This window comes from Brevundimonas sp., from assembly GCF_030682035.1.
Taxonomy (GTDB): Bacteria; Pseudomonadota; Alphaproteobacteria; order Caulobacterales; family Caulobacteraceae; genus Brevundimonas.
Genome location: NZ_JAUXQZ010000031.1, coordinates 70,425 through 88,358, shown reverse-complemented (window position 1 = coordinate 88,358; position 17,934 = coordinate 70,425). Strand labels below are relative to the sequence as shown.

Sequence of the window (17,934 nt, the reverse complement as noted above, 5' to 3'; positions counted from 1 at the left end):
CCGCCGGAATCGCTCAGGTCAACGGCTGGACGCGCCCTTCGGCCGCTTCGGCATGAGCGACGTCCGCTCCCATGGCCGTTCGGGCCCGATTGCCGGCGCCGGCGCCGGTCGGCATCTGCTTGTCGTCGACGACGACGACCGCATCCGCGAACTGCTGAAGGAATTCCTCGCTCGCGAAGGCTACCGCGTCACCGGCGCCGCCCACGCCGCCGCGGCCAGGCGCTTGATGGAGCTGATCGAATTCGATCTGGTGGTGTTGGACGTGATGATGCCGGGCGAGAGCGGCTTCGACCTGACCACCTGGGTCAGGTCGAAGGCGGAGACGTCCAGGACCCCGGTCCTGCTGCTGACCGCGCGCGGCGATCCAGACGACCGGATCGAGGGCCTGTCGCGCGGCGCCGACGACTATATGTCCAAGCCGTTCGACCCCCGAGAACTGGCCCTGCGCGTCGACGCCATCCTGCGCCGCACCGGCGGCAAGCCCCTGACCCCGCGCGAGATCAAGCTGGGACCGGCGGTGTTCGACATGGATCGGCTGGAGCTGATGCGCGACGGCAAGATGCAGCGCCTGACCGAGGCCGAGGCTCAGTTGCTCAAGACTCTCGCCATCCACGCCCACTCCGCCGTGGAGCGTATGAGCCTGTCGCCCGACACCGCCGACATCACCGGCCGCGCCGTGGACGTGCAGGTGACCCGCCTGCGCCGCAAGCTGGAGGCGGACCCCAAGAACCCGCGCTACCTCCAGACCGTGCGCGGCGTCGGCTACATGCTGGCCCCGGACTGATGAAGGCGAACCATCACTTCCCTTCCCCCCTTGCGGGGGAAGGCTCGTGAGATTGCTGCCTGCTTCCCTCTGGCCGCGATTCCTCAAGCGGCGCCTGCCGACCTCGCTCTGGGGGCGGTCGCTGCTGATCATCGTCCTGCCGGTGCTGGTTATGCAGGTGGCCGTCACCTGGGCCTTCTTCGACATGCATTGGCAGACGGTGACGGCGCGTCTTTCCGACGGCCTTGCCGGCGACATCGCCTGGGCCGCCGAAAGCTGGCGCGATGACCCGACACCGGAAAACCTCGCTGTCATCTCCGAACGGGCTCAGCGCTCAATGTCGTTGTCGGTCGACCTGCGCGATGGCGACGTCTTGCCGCGCGAACAGGAGCGCGGCCCCATCGGCGTCGTCGACCGCACCCTCGAACAGGCGCTGGCCACGCGGCTGGACCAGCCCTTCTGGTTCTCGACCACCCAATATCCCGCCTATGTCGACATCCGGGTCCAGCAGCCCGAGGGCGTGCTGCGCATCATCGCCCCGCGCGAACGCGCCGTGGCCACCCAGGCCCACATCTTCGTCCTGTGGCTGACCATCGCCACCGTTCTGCTGATGGGCGTGGCCATCCTGTTCATCCGAAATCAGGTCCGCGCCATCGAGCGGCTGGCGGACGCCGCCGAGGCCTTCGGCCGGGGAGAGACCAGCGAACATTTCAAGCCGCATGGCGCGCGCGAGGTCCGCGCCGCCGCCAATGCCTTCCTTGCGATGCGCGAGCGGATCCAACGCCATATCGACCAACGCACCGCCCTGCTCGCTTCGGTCAGCCACGACCTGCGCACGCCCCTGACCCGGCTGCGGCTTGAGCTGGCGCTGGCGCCGCCCTTCAAGCGGGCCAAGGCCATGGAGGGCGACCTCGATGAGATGGAGCACATGATCGACGAATATCTCGCCTTCGCCCGCGGCGAGGCCGGCGAGGCGGCGCAGTCCGTGTCGATTCTTGACCTGCTGGCCGTCGCGGCCGAGGACGTCCACCGCGCCGGGGCCGAGGTCGAGGTGGTCGCCGCCGCAGACCTGACGGCCACCCTGCGCCCGCTGGCCTTCAAGCGGGCCCTGACCAATCTGGCCGGCAACGCCGCCGCCCATGGCGAGCACGTCCGCCTCAGCGCCCGTCCCCTGCCCTCGGGCGGGCTCGAGGTCGCGGTTGAGGACGACGGCCCCGGCATTCCGGACGACATGCACGAGGAGGCCTTCCGCCCGTTCTCGCGTCTCGATGCCTCGCGCAACCAGAACCGCAAGGGCGTCGGCCTCGGCCTCGCCATCGCCCGCGACGTGGCCCGCGGACACGGCGGCGACATCACCCTCGAACGCAGCGACATGGGCGGGTTGCGGGCGATCATCCGCCTGCCCGGCTGATATTCCTTCCCCGTCATGGGAGGGGGAGGATTGCGAAGCGGGACCGTTGATCCCACCTTTTGATCGCGACAGGACCAACGGAGGACACCATGCGTAAACTCGCCATCTTCGCACCCCTCGCCGCCGTACTGGCCTTCAGCGCCGCCCCAGCCATGGCCGAGCCCGCGTTGATCAGTGTCAGCCTCGGTCCCGACCTTCAGGACAAGGCCGAGGAACTGGGCCCGCGCGAGGTTCAGGAACAGGCGGATCGGCTGGCCGAACTGGTCGGCCGCGCCCTCGCCCGCGATGGCGACCTTGACGGCGCGCGGATCGAGCTGGTGCTGACCGACCTGCGGCCCAATCGGCCGACCTTCCAGCAGATGGCCGACCGTCCCGGACTGGATGGCCACCGCAGCCGGTCGATCGGCGGCGCGGCCATCGAGGGCCAGATTACGACGGCCGACGGCCGGACCGTCCCGGTCCAGTACGACTGGTATTCCCACAGCCTGGCGGATGTACGCGGCTTCACCACCTGGCAGGACGCGGACCGCGCCTATCGCCGGCTGGCCGACAATCTGGCCGGCGGCCGCTACGTCACGCGCTAGAAACTTCGCGCTCGCTGCACGGCGGCCCTGACCGCGGCGCTGGCCGCCCGGTCGAGGTCGCCGCTCGCCGCCATGGCGTCCAGCCCAGCCCGCGTCGTGCCGCCCGGCGAGGCTATGCGGGCGATCAGGGTCTCCAGCGCCTCGCCGGTCTCGATGCCCGCCCCGGCGGACCGCAGGGCCCCGCGCGCCAGCCGCATCGCCGCGTCTGCTGACAGCCCCTCGGCCTCGCCTGCCCTCGCCAGCGCCTGCACGAAGGCGTGAATGAAAGCCGGGGCCGATCCCGCCGTGGCGGTGGCTACATCGATATGGGCTTCGAGATTCAGGTCCACGACTTCGGCCATGGCTTCAAACAGTCTGCGCGCTGTCTCGCGCGCGACGGGGTCGTCGGACCACAACGCCGCCACGCCTCTACCCTGCGCCACCGCCGTGGTGGGCATGACCCTTGCGACCGGACGCCCCGCCAAGGCGATGATGTCCGACGCCGCCACGCCCGCCATCACCGAGACGACGACGGCTTCGGCATTCAGATGCGTTGCCAGCGGGCTCAGGGCGTCGCGCCAGTTCGCAGGCTTGACCGCCAGAATCAGAGCCCGCGCGTCGGCAAGGGCGGCCAAGGATGGATTCACCCGCGCGCCCTGCGCCCGCGCGGTCTCGGCGGCCGGCTTGTCCGACGGGGTCAGGATCATCAGATCGTGCGCCGCGACAGCGCCGGTCTTCAGCCAGCCTTCGAGGATCGCCGAACCCAGCCGTCCGCATCCGACGAGGGCGACGGGTCCGACGCTGGCGGGTGCGTTCATGGCCTTAGGCCGTGCCGACGGTCTCGAACAGGCAGGAGTCGATCGCTTCCTGCGGCTTCTTGTTGCCGCGGATCATGAAGTCGAAGGCGGGATAGTATCGGTCCGCCGCCTCGACCGCCGCGTCGATCATCGAGGCCGCCTGGGCCAGGGTCGGGCGTTCGCCCATCGGCAGGGCCAGCGAATGGCGGAAGACGATTTCGCCGTCGTCGGCCCAAACCTCGAAATGACCCATCCAGGTGCGCTGGTTGATCAAACCGACCAGTTCATAGGCGGCAGCCCGGCGGGCTCTGGACGCCTGCAGGTCCAGCGCGCAGCACAGCTGCAGGCAGTCGCCCTCGGGCCGCCAGGCGAACCACAGCTCGTAATCCTTCCAGTCGCCGGCCAAGGCAAAGGCCAGATCGCCCTCGTCGGTACGGTCGAACGGCAGATTTTCGGCCACCAGGACGTGCTCCACGACGTCCAGCGGATCGTAGGGAACATCGACTTCTTCGGGTCGAACGGCGTCCATCAAGGCATCCCAGGCGAAAAAACAAGCATGGCGCGCGACTCACGTCCCATGTCGGGACGGTAGGCGGGTTCGCAGATTCGGCTCAACCGACTGCGTCCTGAGGGGGAACGGACGCTGTGGACGTTCCCGTGGCAGGCTTCTTTGCCGTCTTTACAGGCGACTTCAGCGCCGCGACCTCGGCACGCAGGGCCGCGATCTCGGCCTTCAAGGCGTCGAACTCGTCGCGGCGGACCAGATCGAGGTCGGCGGCCATCCGGTCGGTGCCGGCGCGGAAGGCGGTTTTGGCCTCTTCGCCGGCCGCCTGGGCCAGACCCATGGCCCCGGTCGTCAGCTTGGCGAACTCGTCGAGAAGGGGGTTGCGGGTCTGCATGGAACTCTCCGGCTCGAACCAACGAGCGTCGTTAACGAAGGTTCACCCGATATGGTGAATGAAACCTTGCTTTCCATGCGACCGGTGGCCTGATTTGGGCGGTGGCGGGTGGTTGAGGAATTTTCAGGGCTCGGCGATCTCCGCTCGGGAGATCGCTCAAATTCTGAACTTCGGCGATTTTTGTGGATTCGGGTCGATTCGACGCGAAGCAAAAATGGCCACGGATGGCGACGCTTGCTAAACCTCGGCCAACGAAACGCCGTCAGGAGGCCCCGTGCCCTTTCCCGAATTCGATCCGGTGCTGTTCAGCATCGGCCCGCTGGATATCCGCTGGTACGCCCTGGCCTACGTCGCGGGCATCGTCCTGGGCTGGTGGTATGCGGCGCGTCTGATCAAGAACACGGCGATCTGGGCGCCGGGCAAGCCGCCGATCTCGACGCCGCAGCTGGACGACCTGATCCTGTGGATCACGCTCGGCATCATTCTGGGCGGTCGGTTCGGCTACGCCCTGTTCTACAAGCCGGAACTGTACGGCCACCTGTTCACCGGCGCGAGCTGGGGCGAACGGCTGGGCCTGTTCCGGCTGTGGGACGGCGGCATGTCCTTCCACGGCGGCATGATCGGAACGACACTGGCGGTGCTGATCTTCGCCTGGCGCACAAAGCTGCGTACGCTCAGCATCGGCGACATGGCGCTGGCCGCCGCGCCATTCGGCCTGTTCTTCGGTCGCATGGCCAATTTCATCAACGGCGAGCTCTGGGGGCGCGAGACAACCGTTCCCTGGGGCGTCAATTTCTGCAGTAATCGCGCGCGCGAGGCCTATGGCGCAACCTGCAACTTCTTCCAGAATGGCAGTTGGATCGGTCCCGGCGACGTGGTCCGCCACCCCAGCCAGCTTTATGAGGCCGGGCTGGAGGGCATCGCCCTGTTCGTCATCCTTTGGCTCGCGGTCTACAAATGGCGGCTACTGGCCAAGCCCGGCTATGTCACCGGCATCTTCCTGTTCGGTTACGGACTGGCGCGAGCGTCGCTCGAGAATTTCCGCCAGCCCGACGCCGGGCTTGAAAACCTGCCGCTGGGCCTGACCATGGGCATGTTCCTGTCGATCCCCATGATGCTGATCGGGGCATGGCTGATCTGGCGCGCCTGGAACCGGCCGCCGGTCGCCGCCTGACGCCTGACGCCTCATGTCGCTGAAAGATCGACTGGCCCGCGAGATCGTCCTGACCGGGCCGATGACGGTGGCCGACTATGTCACCCGCTGCCTGCACGACCCGGAGGGCGGCTATTACGCCACCCGCCCGGCCATCGGCGCGACCGGCGACTTCATCACTGCGCCGATGATCAGCCAGATGTTCGGCGAGCTGATCGGTCTGTGGGCGGTCGAGCTGTGGCGGAGACTGGGCGCGCCCGAACGGGTGCGGCTGGTCGAGGTCGGGCCCGGCGACGGGACGCTGATGGCCGACGCCCTGCGCGCCGCGCGGCTGGACCCCGAGTTCCTGCGCGCCGTCGATCTGATCCTGATCGAGCCCAGTCCACCGCTGCGCGAAGCCCAGGCCAGGATGCTGGCCGACAGTGACATCCACCCGCGCTGGGTCGCCTCGCTGGACCGGATCGAGACCGACGCCCCGGTGATCCTGATCGCCAATGAGGTGCTGGACTGCCTGCCCGCGCGCCAGTTCGTCAGGACCGAAGACGGCTGGGCCGAGCGCCGCGTGGGCGTCGCCGACGACGGTGAGCTGATTTTCGGTCTGGTCGAGATCACCGGCGGCTTCAAACGCCCGGAGTTCGCGGTGGAACCCGGCCAGACGGTCGAGATCTCGGACCAGCAGGCCGCCTTCGGGCGTGACCTCGCGGCGCTGGTCAAGATCGCCTCCGGCGCGGCCCTGCTGATCGACTACGGCCGCGCCCGGGCCGAGACGGGCGACACACTCCAGGGCCTGCGCCGCCATCAGAAGGTCGATCCGCTGGACAGTCCGGGCGAGGCCGACCTGACCCAATGGGCCGACTTCCCCTCAGTGCTCGAGGCCGCAATCCACGCCGGGGCCGACGTCACGGGCACGATGGGACAAGGGGAGTTCCTGAACCTGCTCGGGATCGCGGCCCGCGCCGACCGACTGAAGGCCGGACGTCCCGACGCCGCCCCGGTCATCGACCGTCAGCTGGCCCGGCTGACCGCCGATGACCAGATGGGAACCCTGTTCAAGGCCTGCGCGATCCTTTCGCCACGGTCGCTGGTGGTGCCGGGATTTGAGATGTAGCCATGATGCTGACCCCCATCACCCATCCGCTGCTGGACCGCGCCGGCGTCCGGTACGGCTTTTTCACCCGCGCGGGCGGGGTTTCGACCGGCCTGTATGAGGGCCTGAACACCGGCGTAGGCTCGAAGGACAATCCTGCCGCCATCGCCGAGAACCGCCGCCGGATCGCCGAACACCTGGGCGGCGTCCCCGACGATTTCGCCGCCTGTTTCCAGATCCATTCCGCCGTCGCCCGCGTCGCCGAGACCGGCTGGAAGGGCGCGCGGCCGGAGGGCGACGCCGCGGTCACCGCCATCCCGGGCGTCATCTGCGCCGTCCTGACCGCCGACTGCGCCCCCGTCCTGCTGGCCGACCCCGAGGCGGGCGTCGTCGGCGCTGCCCATGCGGGCTGGAAGGGGGCGCTGGACGGCGTCGTCCATTCCACCGTTGCCGCCATGCAGGCCCTCGGCGCCGAGCCCCGCCGCATCGTCGCCGTCGTCGGTCCCTGCATCGCCCAGGCCTCCTATGAGGTCGGAGCCGACTTCCAGGACCGGTTCGACCACCACGACCCCGGCAGCGCCCGCTTCTTCGCGCCGGGTGAAACCACGGACAAGCGCCTGTTCGACCTGCCCGCCTTCGTCCTCTGGCGTCTGGAGCAGGCCGGAGTCGCCGACGCGGCCTGGACCGGCGACGACACGCGCACGGACGCCGTGCGGTTCTATTCGAACCGGCGGGCGCATCTGAACGGTGAAGCCGATTTCGGGCGGCTGATGAGCGCGATCAGCCTGGGCTGATCCGGGTGCTGATCAGCCCGCCATCGCCATCTCGGGCACGCGCGTCACTTCGCGCCACGCTTGCGGGTTGGCAAGCAGTTCGCGGACCAACAGGTTGTTCATGTGGTGGCCCGCCTTGACGCCCTCGTAGCGGCCCAGCAGGGGCGCACCCAATACGTACAGGTCGCCGATGGCGTCCAGCGCCTTGTGCTTGACGAACTCGCGCTCCATCCGAAGCCCGCCGGGGTTCAGGATCTGGTCGCCGTCGATGACCACGGCGTTCTCCAGCGAGCCGCCGCGGGCCAGACCGGCGCGGCGCAGGGCCTCGACCTCATGGGCGAAGCCGAAGGTGCGGGCGGCCATGATCTCGTTGCGGAAGGTTTCCTCGTCGACGACGAAATCCACCACCTGATTGCCGATCACCGGCGTATCGAAGTCGATCTCAAACCGCATCTCATAGCGGTCGCAAGGCAGCAGGGCGGCGGTCTTGTCGCCTTCCCGGACCCGGATCGGCTCGAGGATTTCGATATAGCGGACCGGGGCTTCCTGACGGCGGAAGCCGGCGCGGTCCAGCAACTGGACGAACTGCAACGCCGAACCGTCGAGGATCGGCAGTTCGGGGCCGTCCACCTCGACGACGACATTGGATATGCCGAGGGCCGCGAAAGCCGCCATCAGGTGTTCGATGGTCGAGAGCTGAACGCCCGCGGCGTTCTGGATCATGGTGTTCAGGCGGGCGTCGACGACGGCCTCGCCCGAGACCGGAATACGGTTGTCACGGTCCTTGATGTCGGTGCGCACGAAGACGATGCCGGTGCCGACCGGAGCCGGACGCACGGCCAGACGCACCCGGTCGCCCGTGTGCACGCCCACGCCCGCAATGATCGCGGGGGCGACGGTCGTTTTCTGGCGATGGTCGATTCTGACCGACAAACTCATACCCAATGCAGTTTTTGCGCTCCGCCTTTCTGTGCGGAGTTCGCCCCACAGACCGTCTAGCCGCCCCCTGGCAAGGGCGAAATGAAAGTCGGGTTTCGGATTGTTTCCGTTTGATGAACCATGTCTCGTCCCCCGAAGCGGCGCGGATCAGGTCCGAGGGATTAGGCACCAGGGACCAGGGATTAGGGGAAAGCAGGTTCGGGCGCCGGAAGCCGACTATCCCGCCCTTTCATCGCCAAACGAAAAGGGCGGCCCCTGCGAGCCGCCCTTCCCTAATCCCTAATCCCCCAATCCCTAGTTCGCGAGGCGTCTCAGGAAGGACGGGATTTCCAGATCATCCTCGGCCTCACCCGGCTCGAGAGCCGGCTGCGTCTGGCTGGTCGCGCGCATTTCGGTCGTCCGCGACGGGGCTGGATAGGTCGGCTGGGCCGGTTGGCGCTTGCCGCGGCCGAACAGGCTCCATCCCGACTTGCGGTGGTCCCGGTCATCATAGTCATCGTAGGCCCGCTCGTCATGCTGCGGCGTCGGCTGTGGGGCGGTCGAGCGATCCATATACAGGTCGCCCTGCGCCACCGGCGCGGCGGCTTCCGCGACCGTGTGGCTGCGCGGTGCGGACTCATATTCCTCGACCCAGGGATCGACGATCGGCTCGAGGGCGCGTTCCTCGGCGACGTGGATCACAGGTTCCGGGCGCGGCTCGAAACGGGGTTCGGGGGCGCGGGCCGCAGTGCCATAGGTCGCCTGGTTGGACTGAAAGGTCGGAACGATCGGCGCGGCTTCCGCCTGACGCGATGTCTCGGCCCGGGCCGGCTCGCGGACGGGGTCATGACGCACGGGCTCCGCACGCGACGCGGCATGGGCCGGGGTCGGGCGGCGGGTGTCGAACACCGAGGTCGCGGCGTTCGGCGTGGGCTTGACCGCGGCCAGGTCTTCCATGCCGGTGGCCACGACCGAGACGCGGATCTTGCCGTCCAGGGCAGGATCGAAGGCGGCGCCGAAGATGATGTTGGCGTCGGCGTCCACCTCGCCGGCGATGGCGTTGGCGGCTTCATCGACTTCCAGCAGGGTCATGTCCATGCCGCCGGTGATGTTCACCAGCACGGCCTTGGCGCCCTTCAGCGACGTCTCGTCCAGCAGCGGGTTGGCGATGGCATTCTGGGCGGCCTGCAACGCGCGGTCCTCGCCCGAGGCCTCGCCCGTGCCCATCATCGCCTTGCCCATTTCGGACATGACGGCGCGGACGTCGGCGAAGTCGAGATTGATCAGGCCCGGCAGGATCATCAGGTCGGTGATCGAGCGCACGCCCGAATGCAGCACCTGGTCGGCCATGCCGAATGCGTCGGCGAAGGTGGTGCGTTCGTTGGCGACGCGGAACAGGTTCTGGTTCGGAATGACGATCAGGGTGTCGACGTAGCGCTGCAGCTCGGCGATGCCCGCGTCGGCCAGACGCATGCGGTGACGGCCTTCGAAGGTGAAGGGCTTGGTCACGACGCCAACCGTCAGGATGCCCCGGTCGCGGGCGCATTTGGCGATGACGGGCGCGGCGCCGGTGCCGGTGCCGCCGCCCATGCCGGCGGTGATGAAGACCATGTGGGCGCCGTCCAGGTGCCCGTAGATTTCCTCGGCCGATTCCTCGGCGGCGTTCATGCCGACTTCGGGATGAGCGCCCGCGCCCAACCCTTGGGTAATCGTCTCGCCCAGCTGGATGCGGCGGTCGGTCTTGGCGAACGACAGATGCTGGGCGTCGGTGTTGGCCACGACGAACTCGACCCCTTCAAGGCCCGCGTCGATCATGTTGTTCACGGCGTTTCCACCGGCGCCGCCGACACCGAAAACGACGATCCGCGGCTTCAAATCCGTGGCTTGAGGACGCACCAGCGAGAGAGACATTCTATTCCGACCTTATCCGACCCTGCCCCTGCAGTCCGATGCGAAAACCCCGCCGTTTCGCATTGGTTATGAGCGCGTTAAGGAAGCGCCCGAACTGCTTAAAGGAGTGTTACCCGATAGGCTGAGTCGCGACCGTAGCGAAAGCCGTTCGGTCATAAACCGGCGCTTAGGCCCGCGAGGCGAAAATGTGGCATTTGCGCACCATTTATGACACATATTGTCGCATTGCGGCAGGAAAGAGTTGCCGCTGCAATGCGATCCTGCAAACACCGTATGATACGCTGCCTTATTCTGGCCGTTGTCACAATAAAAGGGCTCATTTGATATGACCGTGAAATCCACTCTCTTGGGCACCTCCATCCTCGCGAGCGTGCTTTGCTTCGCGGTACTGCCCGCCCATGCACAGACGGCCGTCAGCGGATCCCCGGCGTCGCAGCAGACAGAGGACCAGCCGAGCGAAATCGACGAAGTCGTCGTCACCGGCTCGCGGCTACGCCGCGAGCGTTTCGACAATCCCACTCCGGTTCTGACCGTCAGTGAGGAAGAGTTCGAAAAGACTGCCGTCGGCAACGCCATCGACGTGATCGAGGACATCCCGCTGGTGGGCGCCGGGTCCAACTCGCGCGGCGCGAATACGCAGTTCGGTGACAACTTCGCCTTCGCCGACCTGTTCAACCTCGGCACCCAGCGCACCCTGACCTTGGTCAACGGCCGTCGCTTCATCTCGGGCAACCAGAATTCCGTCTTCGTTCCTGACAACGCCACCGGCGCCCAGGTCGACATCACCTCCCTGCCGCCCTCGCTAATCCAGCGCGTCGAGGTCACGCCCCTGACCGGCGGCGCCATCTACGGCGCCGATGCCGTCGGCGGCGTCATCAACTTTGTCCTCAAGGACGACTTCGAGGGTCTGGACGTCCTGACCCAGTACGGCATCACCGACTACGGCGATGGCCAGCGCTATCGCGGCGCCGTGACATGGGGCACGAATTTCTACAATGACCAGGCCAACATCACCCTGGCGCTGGACTACTTCAAGCAGGAGCTGATCCCGATCGGTGGCGATCGTGACTATACGATCAATCCGGGCGGCATCCTGAACCCCCGGAACTCGCAGATCCGACGAGACGGGACGTTCGGCGATCCGCGGGCGCCTGCCTCTGTCTTCCTGCCCGGCAATGAAGACTTCCAGCCTGGCGCGATCTTCGCTCGGGACCTGACCAACGGTTCGTTCTCGGCCGGCGGTCTGCTGATGACCGGAAACTCCTTCCAGCTTGGCGCCTCGAACAACTCCTTCTTCATCCCGCAAACGGCCGTGGCGGCAGCGCTGGCCGGCCGGGATGCCGAAGGCTTCACCGTCTTCGCCCCAACCAGCCTGCCAGCCGGTATAACGGCGGAGTCGGTCATCCTCCGCTTCGCGCCCGGAACCAACCCCGCCACTCTGACCGCGGCCCAGCGCAATGCTCTGGCCGTCAATCTGCTGCAGCGTAACCGCCCGACGCCCCAAGAGTATTTCGCGGCCAATCCGGGCGTGAGTCCGCTGTTGTTCATCGGCACCTTCTACGGCGCCCAAGGAGCCGGGGCCGGATCGCCGCTCGGCTTCCTGCCGACCATCCGGAACACTGATCCGGCAACCTCGGCCTTGTTCCCGCGTATTGCGGTGCCGCTGCAGTTCAACAGCTCGGGCACCCTCGTGCCGTTCAACATCGGCGATCCCGCCCTGGGCACCCTGGGCACCGGTGTGGGCGGCGATGGTTTCTCGAACGCCGCGCGTGGATACGGCAACCTGCAGTCATCGACCGAGCGTGCCAGCTTCTCGGCCCTGACCCGCTTCGACATCACCCCCAGCATCACCTACAAGGGTGAGTATCTCTACAGCGATATCCAGTACCGCTCGATCGGCGCCGCCAACTCCAACGCGCCGGCCGGTTCGACCACCGCCGGCAACCGCAACATTCCGGTCTATATCGACCAGAACCCCTTCTTCGCTTCCAACCTTCCGGCCATCAACGCCCTGGTCGCTCAGGGTCTGACCATTCCGACTCTCAACGGTCAGCGCGTCCTGTATGTCGGTCGCGCGCTCGCCGACATCGCCGGCCCGACCAGATCCGGCAATGACGTCCAACTGTTCCGCACCGCCCAGTCTCTGGAAGGTCAGTTCGGTCTCTGGGACCGCCGGTTCTACTGGGACGCCGCCTACGTCTACGGCCAGAACGACATCGAAAACTTCGGCACAGCCATACTCGACCACGAGTTCGCCATGGCCGTCGATGTCGTGACCGGCCCCAACGGCCAACCGGTCTGCCGTCAACAGACCCTGGCCAACCCGGAAAGCATCGCGAACCGCGACCCCTCCCTCGCGAATATCGCCACCTTGGTGGGCCTCGTTCCCAGCAGGGACGCGGTGGCCGCCTGCATCCCCTTCAGCATCTTCGGCGAGAACAACGCCACGGTGACCGATGCCCTGCGCGACAACCTCCTCGGCGACACCGGATCGGCCAACGAAGGTCGCCAGCATTATCTGGCGGCATCCCTCGGCGGCGAAATCTTCCGCCTGCCAGGCGGTTGGATCAGCGCCGGCGCCCAGATCGAGTGGCGCAATGAATCGCTGAGGTTTACGCCCAACCGCGATGCCGCGCTGGGCCTGGGCCGTAGCGCCGTCATCCCGGGGAGCTTCGGCGAGACGAGGTTCCTGGAGTACGGCTACGAGGTCTCGATCCCGATCTTCGGCGAGGGCTTCAACTTCCCGCTTTTCGAGGCGCTGGAACTCAGCGGCGCCTACCGGATCGTCGATCGGGACGGCAGGACCACGACGGCGGGCGTCGCCGATTCGCCCGGCACCACCGATGACGTCTATCAGGCCAGCCTGCGCTGGCAGGTCAGTCAGGACCTGCAGTTCCGGGCCAATAAGTCGACCTCGGTGCGATCGGCCTCGATCACCGAACTGTTTGGTTCGCCGCAGTCCGCCTTCACCGGCGCCAACCTGATCCCCTGCTCGACCACCACGATCGGTCAGGGACCAGCCCCGGCCATCCGTCGGGAGAACTGCATCCAGGCGGCGATCCTGACCGGGGCGGCTTCCAATCGCGCTGAGGCCGAAACCTTCCTCGCCAGCTATGTCAGCGTGGCGGGTACGCGTCCTGCCGCCGTGACCGGCAACCCCTTCCTCTCCAACGAGGAATCGGAAGCCTTCGGCTACGGCGTCACCTTCACCCCGCGCTGGATTCCGCGCCTGACCCTCGCCGCCGACTATTACGACGCGGAAATCACGAATCAGGTCGGCTTGGTCGGTCCGAACACGACGACGAACGCGTGCTTCGACTCGGCCGACTTCCCGGGCTCGTTGCTGAACGGCACCCCGGCCTGCGACCTGTTCCAGATCGGGGTCCGCGGACCTGACGGCAACTTCATCAACCCCGTGAACAGCCCGCTGACCGGTCGTCCGGCGTCTCCGGTCACCAACCCCGGCGCGCCCTCGGTCGTCAACCAGCCGTTCCAGGCATCGTGGTTCGCCTTCTCGAACCTCAACCTGGCCTCGACCCGTCTGCGGGCCCTCACCCTTGAGGCGCGCTACAACTTCTCGATCGAGGAGGCGTTCGGCGCCTGGGCGTCGAATTGGGGCGACATCTTCCTGTCGGGTTCGGCCTATCAGCTGCAACAGTACGACGTATCCCCCAGCGGAACCTTCCTCGACACCAACAAGCAAGCCGGTGAAGGCGGCTTCGCCGATTGGGAGTTCCGCGGCGACATCAACCACCGGATGGGCCGCTTCGACCACCGCCTGACCATGCTTTACGCCAGCGGCACGGTCGCCAACATCCAGACCAACCGGGCCACCTTCCCCGAGCAGACCGACGGCTTTGAGCTGGATGGTGTACTGTTCGCCAACTACACCGCAGCCTACGAGCTGCGGGACAACATCAACATCCGCATGACCGTGAACAACCTGTTCAACACCCGCGGTCCGCGCGAGGACATCGGTATCGTCTCCGACGCTGTCGGCCGGAGCTACCTGTTCACCTTGAGCGGCTCCTTCTAGGGAACCGCCCATCGTCGAAATGACTGCGCCGGCGGGACTTGCTCCCGCCGGCGTTTTCTTTTGGGCTCAGACGAGGTTGAGCCCCAGACTTGAGCCGAGGCGTCATCCCGGACGCCGCGGCCGCCCCGCGCGCGTGACGCTCATGAAATTATGGTCGCTTTCAGCGGAAAACCTCCGGCCCGTTCAACGCCCTGCGCTTTCAGCGCTCGGAGTTGCGCACCCCGGGCCGAACCCGCGGTACAATGGCCGGTCATCATTCCGGTCTTTGACAATCGAACCGCCACGGCGCCAATCAAGGCGAAGCCGGCCCCGACGACCGCCTTGCACCGATTGCACCATTTGCACTGTTTTTTCGGGTGCAACGCCGCCGACGTGGTCCTGCCCCCGGCGCAGCGTTATTTGACGATGGCGTCGAACGCGGGTCCGGCAAGGCTTTAGCCGGGCAAAGCCGTGGCTACAGGTTCTCGCGCAGCCAGCCTGCGGCCCGGGCCACGACGCCGCCCCGGTGAACGCGGGGCGCATCGGCCGCCGAAATCTGGCGTGACATCAGTTTGCGGGCCGAGACCGCCTCGCGCGGCCCATAGGCGGCGCGCAGCAGAACGCCCGCCGCCGAACAGAAGGCCGGACCCGAGGCGGCGTCGGCCAGGTGGGGCGCGCGCTGGGGCTTGCCGAGCCGCACGGGGCGGTCGAACACCCGGATCGCCAGCTCCCGTACGCCGTTCAGCTGGCTGGCCCCGCCGGTCAGCACCAGACCTGCGCCGGGCTCCAGGCCCACGCCGGCGTTGCGCAGCCGGTCACGCAACAGCTCCAGCGTCTCCTCGACCCGCGGGGCGATGACGGTCTTCAGCATGGCGCGCTGGACGAAGATCGGGCCGGCCGAGGCGTCCTCCCCGCGCGGCGGGGCCTCCAGCATCTCGCGGTCCTCATGGGCGTTGGCCATGGCCGAGCCATGCAGGGTCTTCAGACGCTCGGCCCCGGCCCTTGAGGTCGACAGGCCGCGGGCGATGTCAGCGGTGACATGATCGCCGCCGACGTTCAGCGACTCGATATGCAGCAGCGAACGCCCGCCCCAGACCGCCGCCGAGGTCGAGCCGCCACCCATGTCGATACAGACACAACCGAGGTCCATCTCATCGTCTTCCAGCGCCGCCAGGGACGACACCACCGGCGCCGCCGCCACGCCCTGAAGATCGAGATGGGCCAGCTCGAGACAATGACTCAGCCCGTTGAAGGCGCTCTCGGCCATGGACACGACCAGCAGGTCCAGCCCAAGCGAATGGCCCTTCATCGAGCGCGGATCATGCACGCCGCGCGCGCCGTCGACCGACCAGACGATCGGCAGGACATGGATGGGCCGACGGTTGGGCAGGCGGATCTGGGCCAGAGCCATGCCGATAGCCCGCGCCAGATCGGCGTCTCCGACGGGGTTGGCCCCCAGCGAGACCCGGGCCTGAACCCGGTGGCTGGCCATCTGACCGATGGCCGTGGTCACGACAACGCCCGAGACCGGGCAGCCGGCGGCGCGTTCGGCGCGCTCGACCGCATGGCCGATGGCCTGCGCCGCCTCATCCATATTGACGATGCCGCCGCCGCGCACGCCGCGCGACTGGACGTGCCCCGCCCCGGCGACCCGGATAGTGCGGTCAGCGTGGCGCACGCCGTCGGCTTTCATGATGAAACAGGCGACCTTGGACTGCCCGAGGTCGAGCGCGGCGACCACAGGCGCCCTGCCCGCCTTCTGGCCCGCGCTATCCACAGACTTGTCCACAGACCGTCCGGTCATACGTCTTCCCCGCTCTACGCTTCGCCAGCGGAGGGCCGGACGGCGACCTCCTCGGGCGTTCTCAGGTCAATCCGGGCGAAACCCAGCTCCAGCAGCCGCTCGCGCTGGTCCAGCGCGTCCAGCTGGATCAACGCCGCCTCCTGGTTGGAGGCGGGCAACTGGATCAGGCTGCCGTCCTTGAGCCGCAGGTCCCAGCGCCGCTCATCCACCCGCACCAGGGCCTCGACCCGGCTCTGCAGCCGGGGGCGCTGGGCGATCAGGGGCAGAACCTCGGAGGCGGCCTGTTCGGCGCCCTTGCCGACGACCAGCGGCAGGTTCGGATACCGGCCGGCGTCGGCCCCGGCGATCACCGCGCCGTGGCTGTCGATGACCTGGTTCACGCCGCCGGTCTGCCAGACGGCCAGCCGGTCATGCTCGATGACATGGACGATCAGGGTGTCGGGCAGCAGGCGCACGACGCGCGCGGACTTGACCCAGCCGATCGCCTCGACCCGCTCGCGCACCGCGTCGAGATCGATCGAGGTCATCGGCTGGTCAGCCGACAGCTGCACAGCCTGCTGAATGGCGCGGGTGGCCTCGGGGCTCTCGCCCTCGATGAAAACCTTTTCCAGCTTCAGGCCGAGACCGGCGGTCATGCCGTCCATGCCCTGGCTGATTGAGGCGCTGATGCGCTCGGCCCGCGCCCCTGTGGCCAGCACGCCCGCCAGCACCAGGGCGCCGGCGGCGATCGAAATCACGACTGCGCGGGGGGACAGATCCAGCCGGCCCAGCGCCGCCATCTTCCCGGGCGTAGCCTGGGCGTTGCGCGGCGCGCGACCGCGTCCCTGGGATTTGGGAGCCGCGCCGCGTTTTGCAGGCTGGTTCGAACTCTGTCGCCGACCGCCGCGAACTACCGCGGGCATGAGGCGTCCTCCACCATCCACCGTACCAGGGTTTTATAATCCATCCCGACATGGGCGGCCTGCTCGGGACTGAGCGAGGTCGGCGTCATGCCGGGCTGGGTATTGACCTCCAGAAGGACCAGTTCGTCCTTAATATCGTCATAACGAAAGTCAGATCGGGACACGCCGCGGCAACCCATGGCGGTGTGCGCCAGCTCGGATTCGCGCAGCGCACGCTCGAACACATGAGCCGGCAGGATCGCCGGCAACACATGGCTGGAGCCCCCCGGGGCGTATTTGGCCTCATAGTCATAGAAGCCCTTGGCCGGGGTGATGTCGGTGATGGTCAGGGCGCGCGGTCCCGACTTCTCCCCAAGCACCGTGACGGCCAGCTCCTTGCCGGCGATGAAGGGCTCGACCATCACCTGTTCGCCATAGGTCCAGGATGCCTCGCCGGGGGCCGCGCACGGCGGCTCGCCCTCGCGGACCAGATAGACTCCGACCGAGGACCCTTCGGCGTTGGGCTTGATCACATAGGGCGGGGGGATGACGTGGGTGCGCGACACCGCGTGGCGGTCGAACAGCCCGCCCCCGGGCACCACGACTCCCGCGGCCTTCAGCACCGCCTTGGACTTGTCCTTGTCCATGGCCAGGGCCGAAGCCAGCACGCCGGAATGGGTATAGGGAATACCCAACGTCTCCAGCACGCCCTGGACGCAGCCGTCCTCGCCCCATTCGCCGTGCAGGGCGTTGAAGACGACATCGGGTTTCAGCGCGGCCAGCACCTGGGCCAGATCACGCCCGGCGTCCACGCGGTTGACCCTGGCCACCTGCCCTTCCAGGGCGTCGGCGCACATCGCGCCGGAAGACAGGGACACCTCTCGCTCGGACGACAGTCCGCCCATCAGGACGGCGACGTGCAGGTCTGCGAACGGGCGGGTCATGGAAGGATCAACTCA

Annotated in this window: 15 protein-coding genes; 7 read left to right on the top strand and 8 right to left on the bottom strand. The window is 67.4% G+C overall.

The genetic code is table 11. The features are described 5' to 3' along the window. Positions 1-52: 52 nt before the first annotated feature. The 3 genes from Q8K49_RS09050 to Q8K49_RS09040 all read left to right on the top strand — a co-directional run bounded on the left by Q8K49_RS09050 (position 53) and on the right by Q8K49_RS09040 (position 2,758). Positions 53-784, top strand: coding sequence for a response regulator (locus Q8K49_RS09050; RefSeq protein WP_305305418.1), 732 nt, complete (start codon positions 53-55; stop codon positions 782-784). A gap of 46 nt (positions 785-830) precedes the next feature. Continuing rightward, positions 831-2,174 (top strand): ATP-binding protein, encoded by a 1,344-nt coding sequence (locus Q8K49_RS09045; RefSeq protein WP_305305417.1) that lies wholly within the window; start codon positions 831-833, stop codon positions 2,172-2,174. Between the two features lie 89 nt (positions 2,175-2,263). Beyond that, entirely contained in the window at positions 2,264-2,758 is a 495-nt protein-coding gene (locus tag Q8K49_RS09040) for a hypothetical protein (RefSeq protein ID WP_305305416.1), read from the top strand. On the opposite strand, the gene Q8K49_RS09035 is transcribed toward Q8K49_RS09040, so the two are convergent. The 3 genes from Q8K49_RS09035 to Q8K49_RS09025 all read right to left on the bottom strand — a co-directional run bounded on the left by Q8K49_RS09035 (position 2,755) and on the right by Q8K49_RS09025 (position 4,433). After that, positions 2,755-3,555 carry a pyrroline-5-carboxylate reductase gene (locus Q8K49_RS09035; RefSeq protein ID WP_305305415.1) on the bottom strand — a complete coding sequence of 267 codons (801 nt, stop codon included), beginning with the start codon at positions 3,553-3,555 and terminating at the stop codon, positions 2,755-2,757. The two genes, Q8K49_RS09040 and Q8K49_RS09035, sit on opposite strands and share 4 nt — an antisense overlap. Positions 3,556-3,559: 4 nt before the next feature. Further along, a complete protein-coding gene (locus tag Q8K49_RS09030; RefSeq protein ID WP_305305414.1) occupies positions 3,560-4,063 on the bottom strand; it encodes a YbjN domain-containing protein in 504 nt (167 codons plus the stop codon). Positions 4,064-4,145: 82 nt separating this feature from the next. Then, on the bottom strand, positions 4,146-4,433 hold the full coding sequence (locus Q8K49_RS09025) for an accessory factor UbiK family protein (RefSeq protein WP_305305413.1): 288 nt from the start codon (positions 4,431-4,433) through the stop codon (positions 4,146-4,148). 274 nt (positions 4,434-4,707) lie between these two features. Between Q8K49_RS09025 and lgt the strand changes: the two genes are divergently transcribed. Genes lgt through pgeF form a run of 3 tightly spaced genes read left to right on the top strand, consistent with a single transcriptional unit; the run spans position 4,708 to position 7,467 of the window. Further along, positions 4,708-5,607: a prolipoprotein diacylglyceryl transferase gene (lgt, locus tag Q8K49_RS09020; protein ID WP_305305412.1), complete on the top strand. Its 900-nt coding sequence runs from the start codon at positions 4,708-4,710 to the stop codon at positions 5,605-5,607. Between the two features lie 13 nt (positions 5,608-5,620). Further along, positions 5,621-6,694, top strand: coding sequence for a class I SAM-dependent methyltransferase (locus Q8K49_RS09015; RefSeq protein ID WP_305305411.1), 1,074 nt, complete (start codon positions 5,621-5,623; stop codon positions 6,692-6,694). Positions 6,695-6,696: 2 nt separating this feature from the next. After that, a complete protein-coding gene (pgeF, locus tag Q8K49_RS09010) occupies positions 6,697-7,467 on the top strand; it encodes a peptidoglycan editing factor PgeF (RefSeq protein WP_305305410.1) in 771 nt (256 codons plus the stop codon). 12 nt (positions 7,468-7,479) lie between these two features. Here pgeF and lpxC read toward each other — a convergent pair whose 3' ends face one another. Both lpxC and ftsZ read right to left on the bottom strand, forming a co-directional pair. Continuing rightward, positions 7,480-8,385, bottom strand: coding sequence for a UDP-3-O-acyl-N-acetylglucosamine deacetylase (gene lpxC, locus Q8K49_RS09005; protein ID WP_370867758.1), 906 nt, complete (start codon positions 8,383-8,385; stop codon positions 7,480-7,482). A gap of 294 nt (positions 8,386-8,679) precedes the next feature. Beyond that, positions 8,680-10,275, bottom strand: coding sequence for a cell division protein FtsZ (gene ftsZ, locus Q8K49_RS09000; protein WP_305305408.1), 1,596 nt, complete (start codon positions 10,273-10,275; stop codon positions 8,680-8,682). A gap of 331 nt (positions 10,276-10,606) precedes the next feature. Here ftsZ and Q8K49_RS08995 point away from each other — a divergent pair, with 331 nt between their 5' ends. Next, positions 10,607-14,311 (top strand): TonB-dependent siderophore receptor, encoded by a 3,705-nt coding sequence (locus tag Q8K49_RS08995; protein ID WP_305305407.1) that lies wholly within the window; start codon positions 10,607-10,609, stop codon positions 14,309-14,311. 454 nt (positions 14,312-14,765) lie between these two features. Here Q8K49_RS08995 and ftsA read toward each other — a convergent pair whose 3' ends face one another. Genes ftsA through Q8K49_RS08980 form a run of 3 tightly spaced genes read right to left on the bottom strand, consistent with a single transcriptional unit; the run spans position 14,766 to position 17,919 of the window. After that, positions 14,766-16,094 (bottom strand): cell division protein FtsA, encoded by a 1,329-nt coding sequence (gene ftsA / locus Q8K49_RS08990; protein WP_305305406.1) that lies wholly within the window; start codon positions 16,092-16,094, stop codon positions 14,766-14,768. A gap of 14 nt (positions 16,095-16,108) precedes the next feature. Further along, the gene (locus tag Q8K49_RS08985) at positions 16,109-16,996 is read right to left on the bottom strand and encodes a cell division protein FtsQ/DivIB (RefSeq protein WP_305305405.1); all 888 of its coding nucleotides are present in this window, start codon (positions 16,994-16,996) and stop codon (positions 16,109-16,111) included. Then, on the bottom strand, positions 16,984-17,919 hold the full coding sequence (locus Q8K49_RS08980) for a D-alanine--D-alanine ligase (RefSeq protein ID WP_305305404.1): 936 nt from the start codon (positions 17,917-17,919) through the stop codon (positions 16,984-16,986). The genes Q8K49_RS08985 and Q8K49_RS08980 overlap by 13 nt, the downstream gene beginning before the upstream one ends. Positions 17,920-17,934 lie beyond the last annotated feature (15 nt).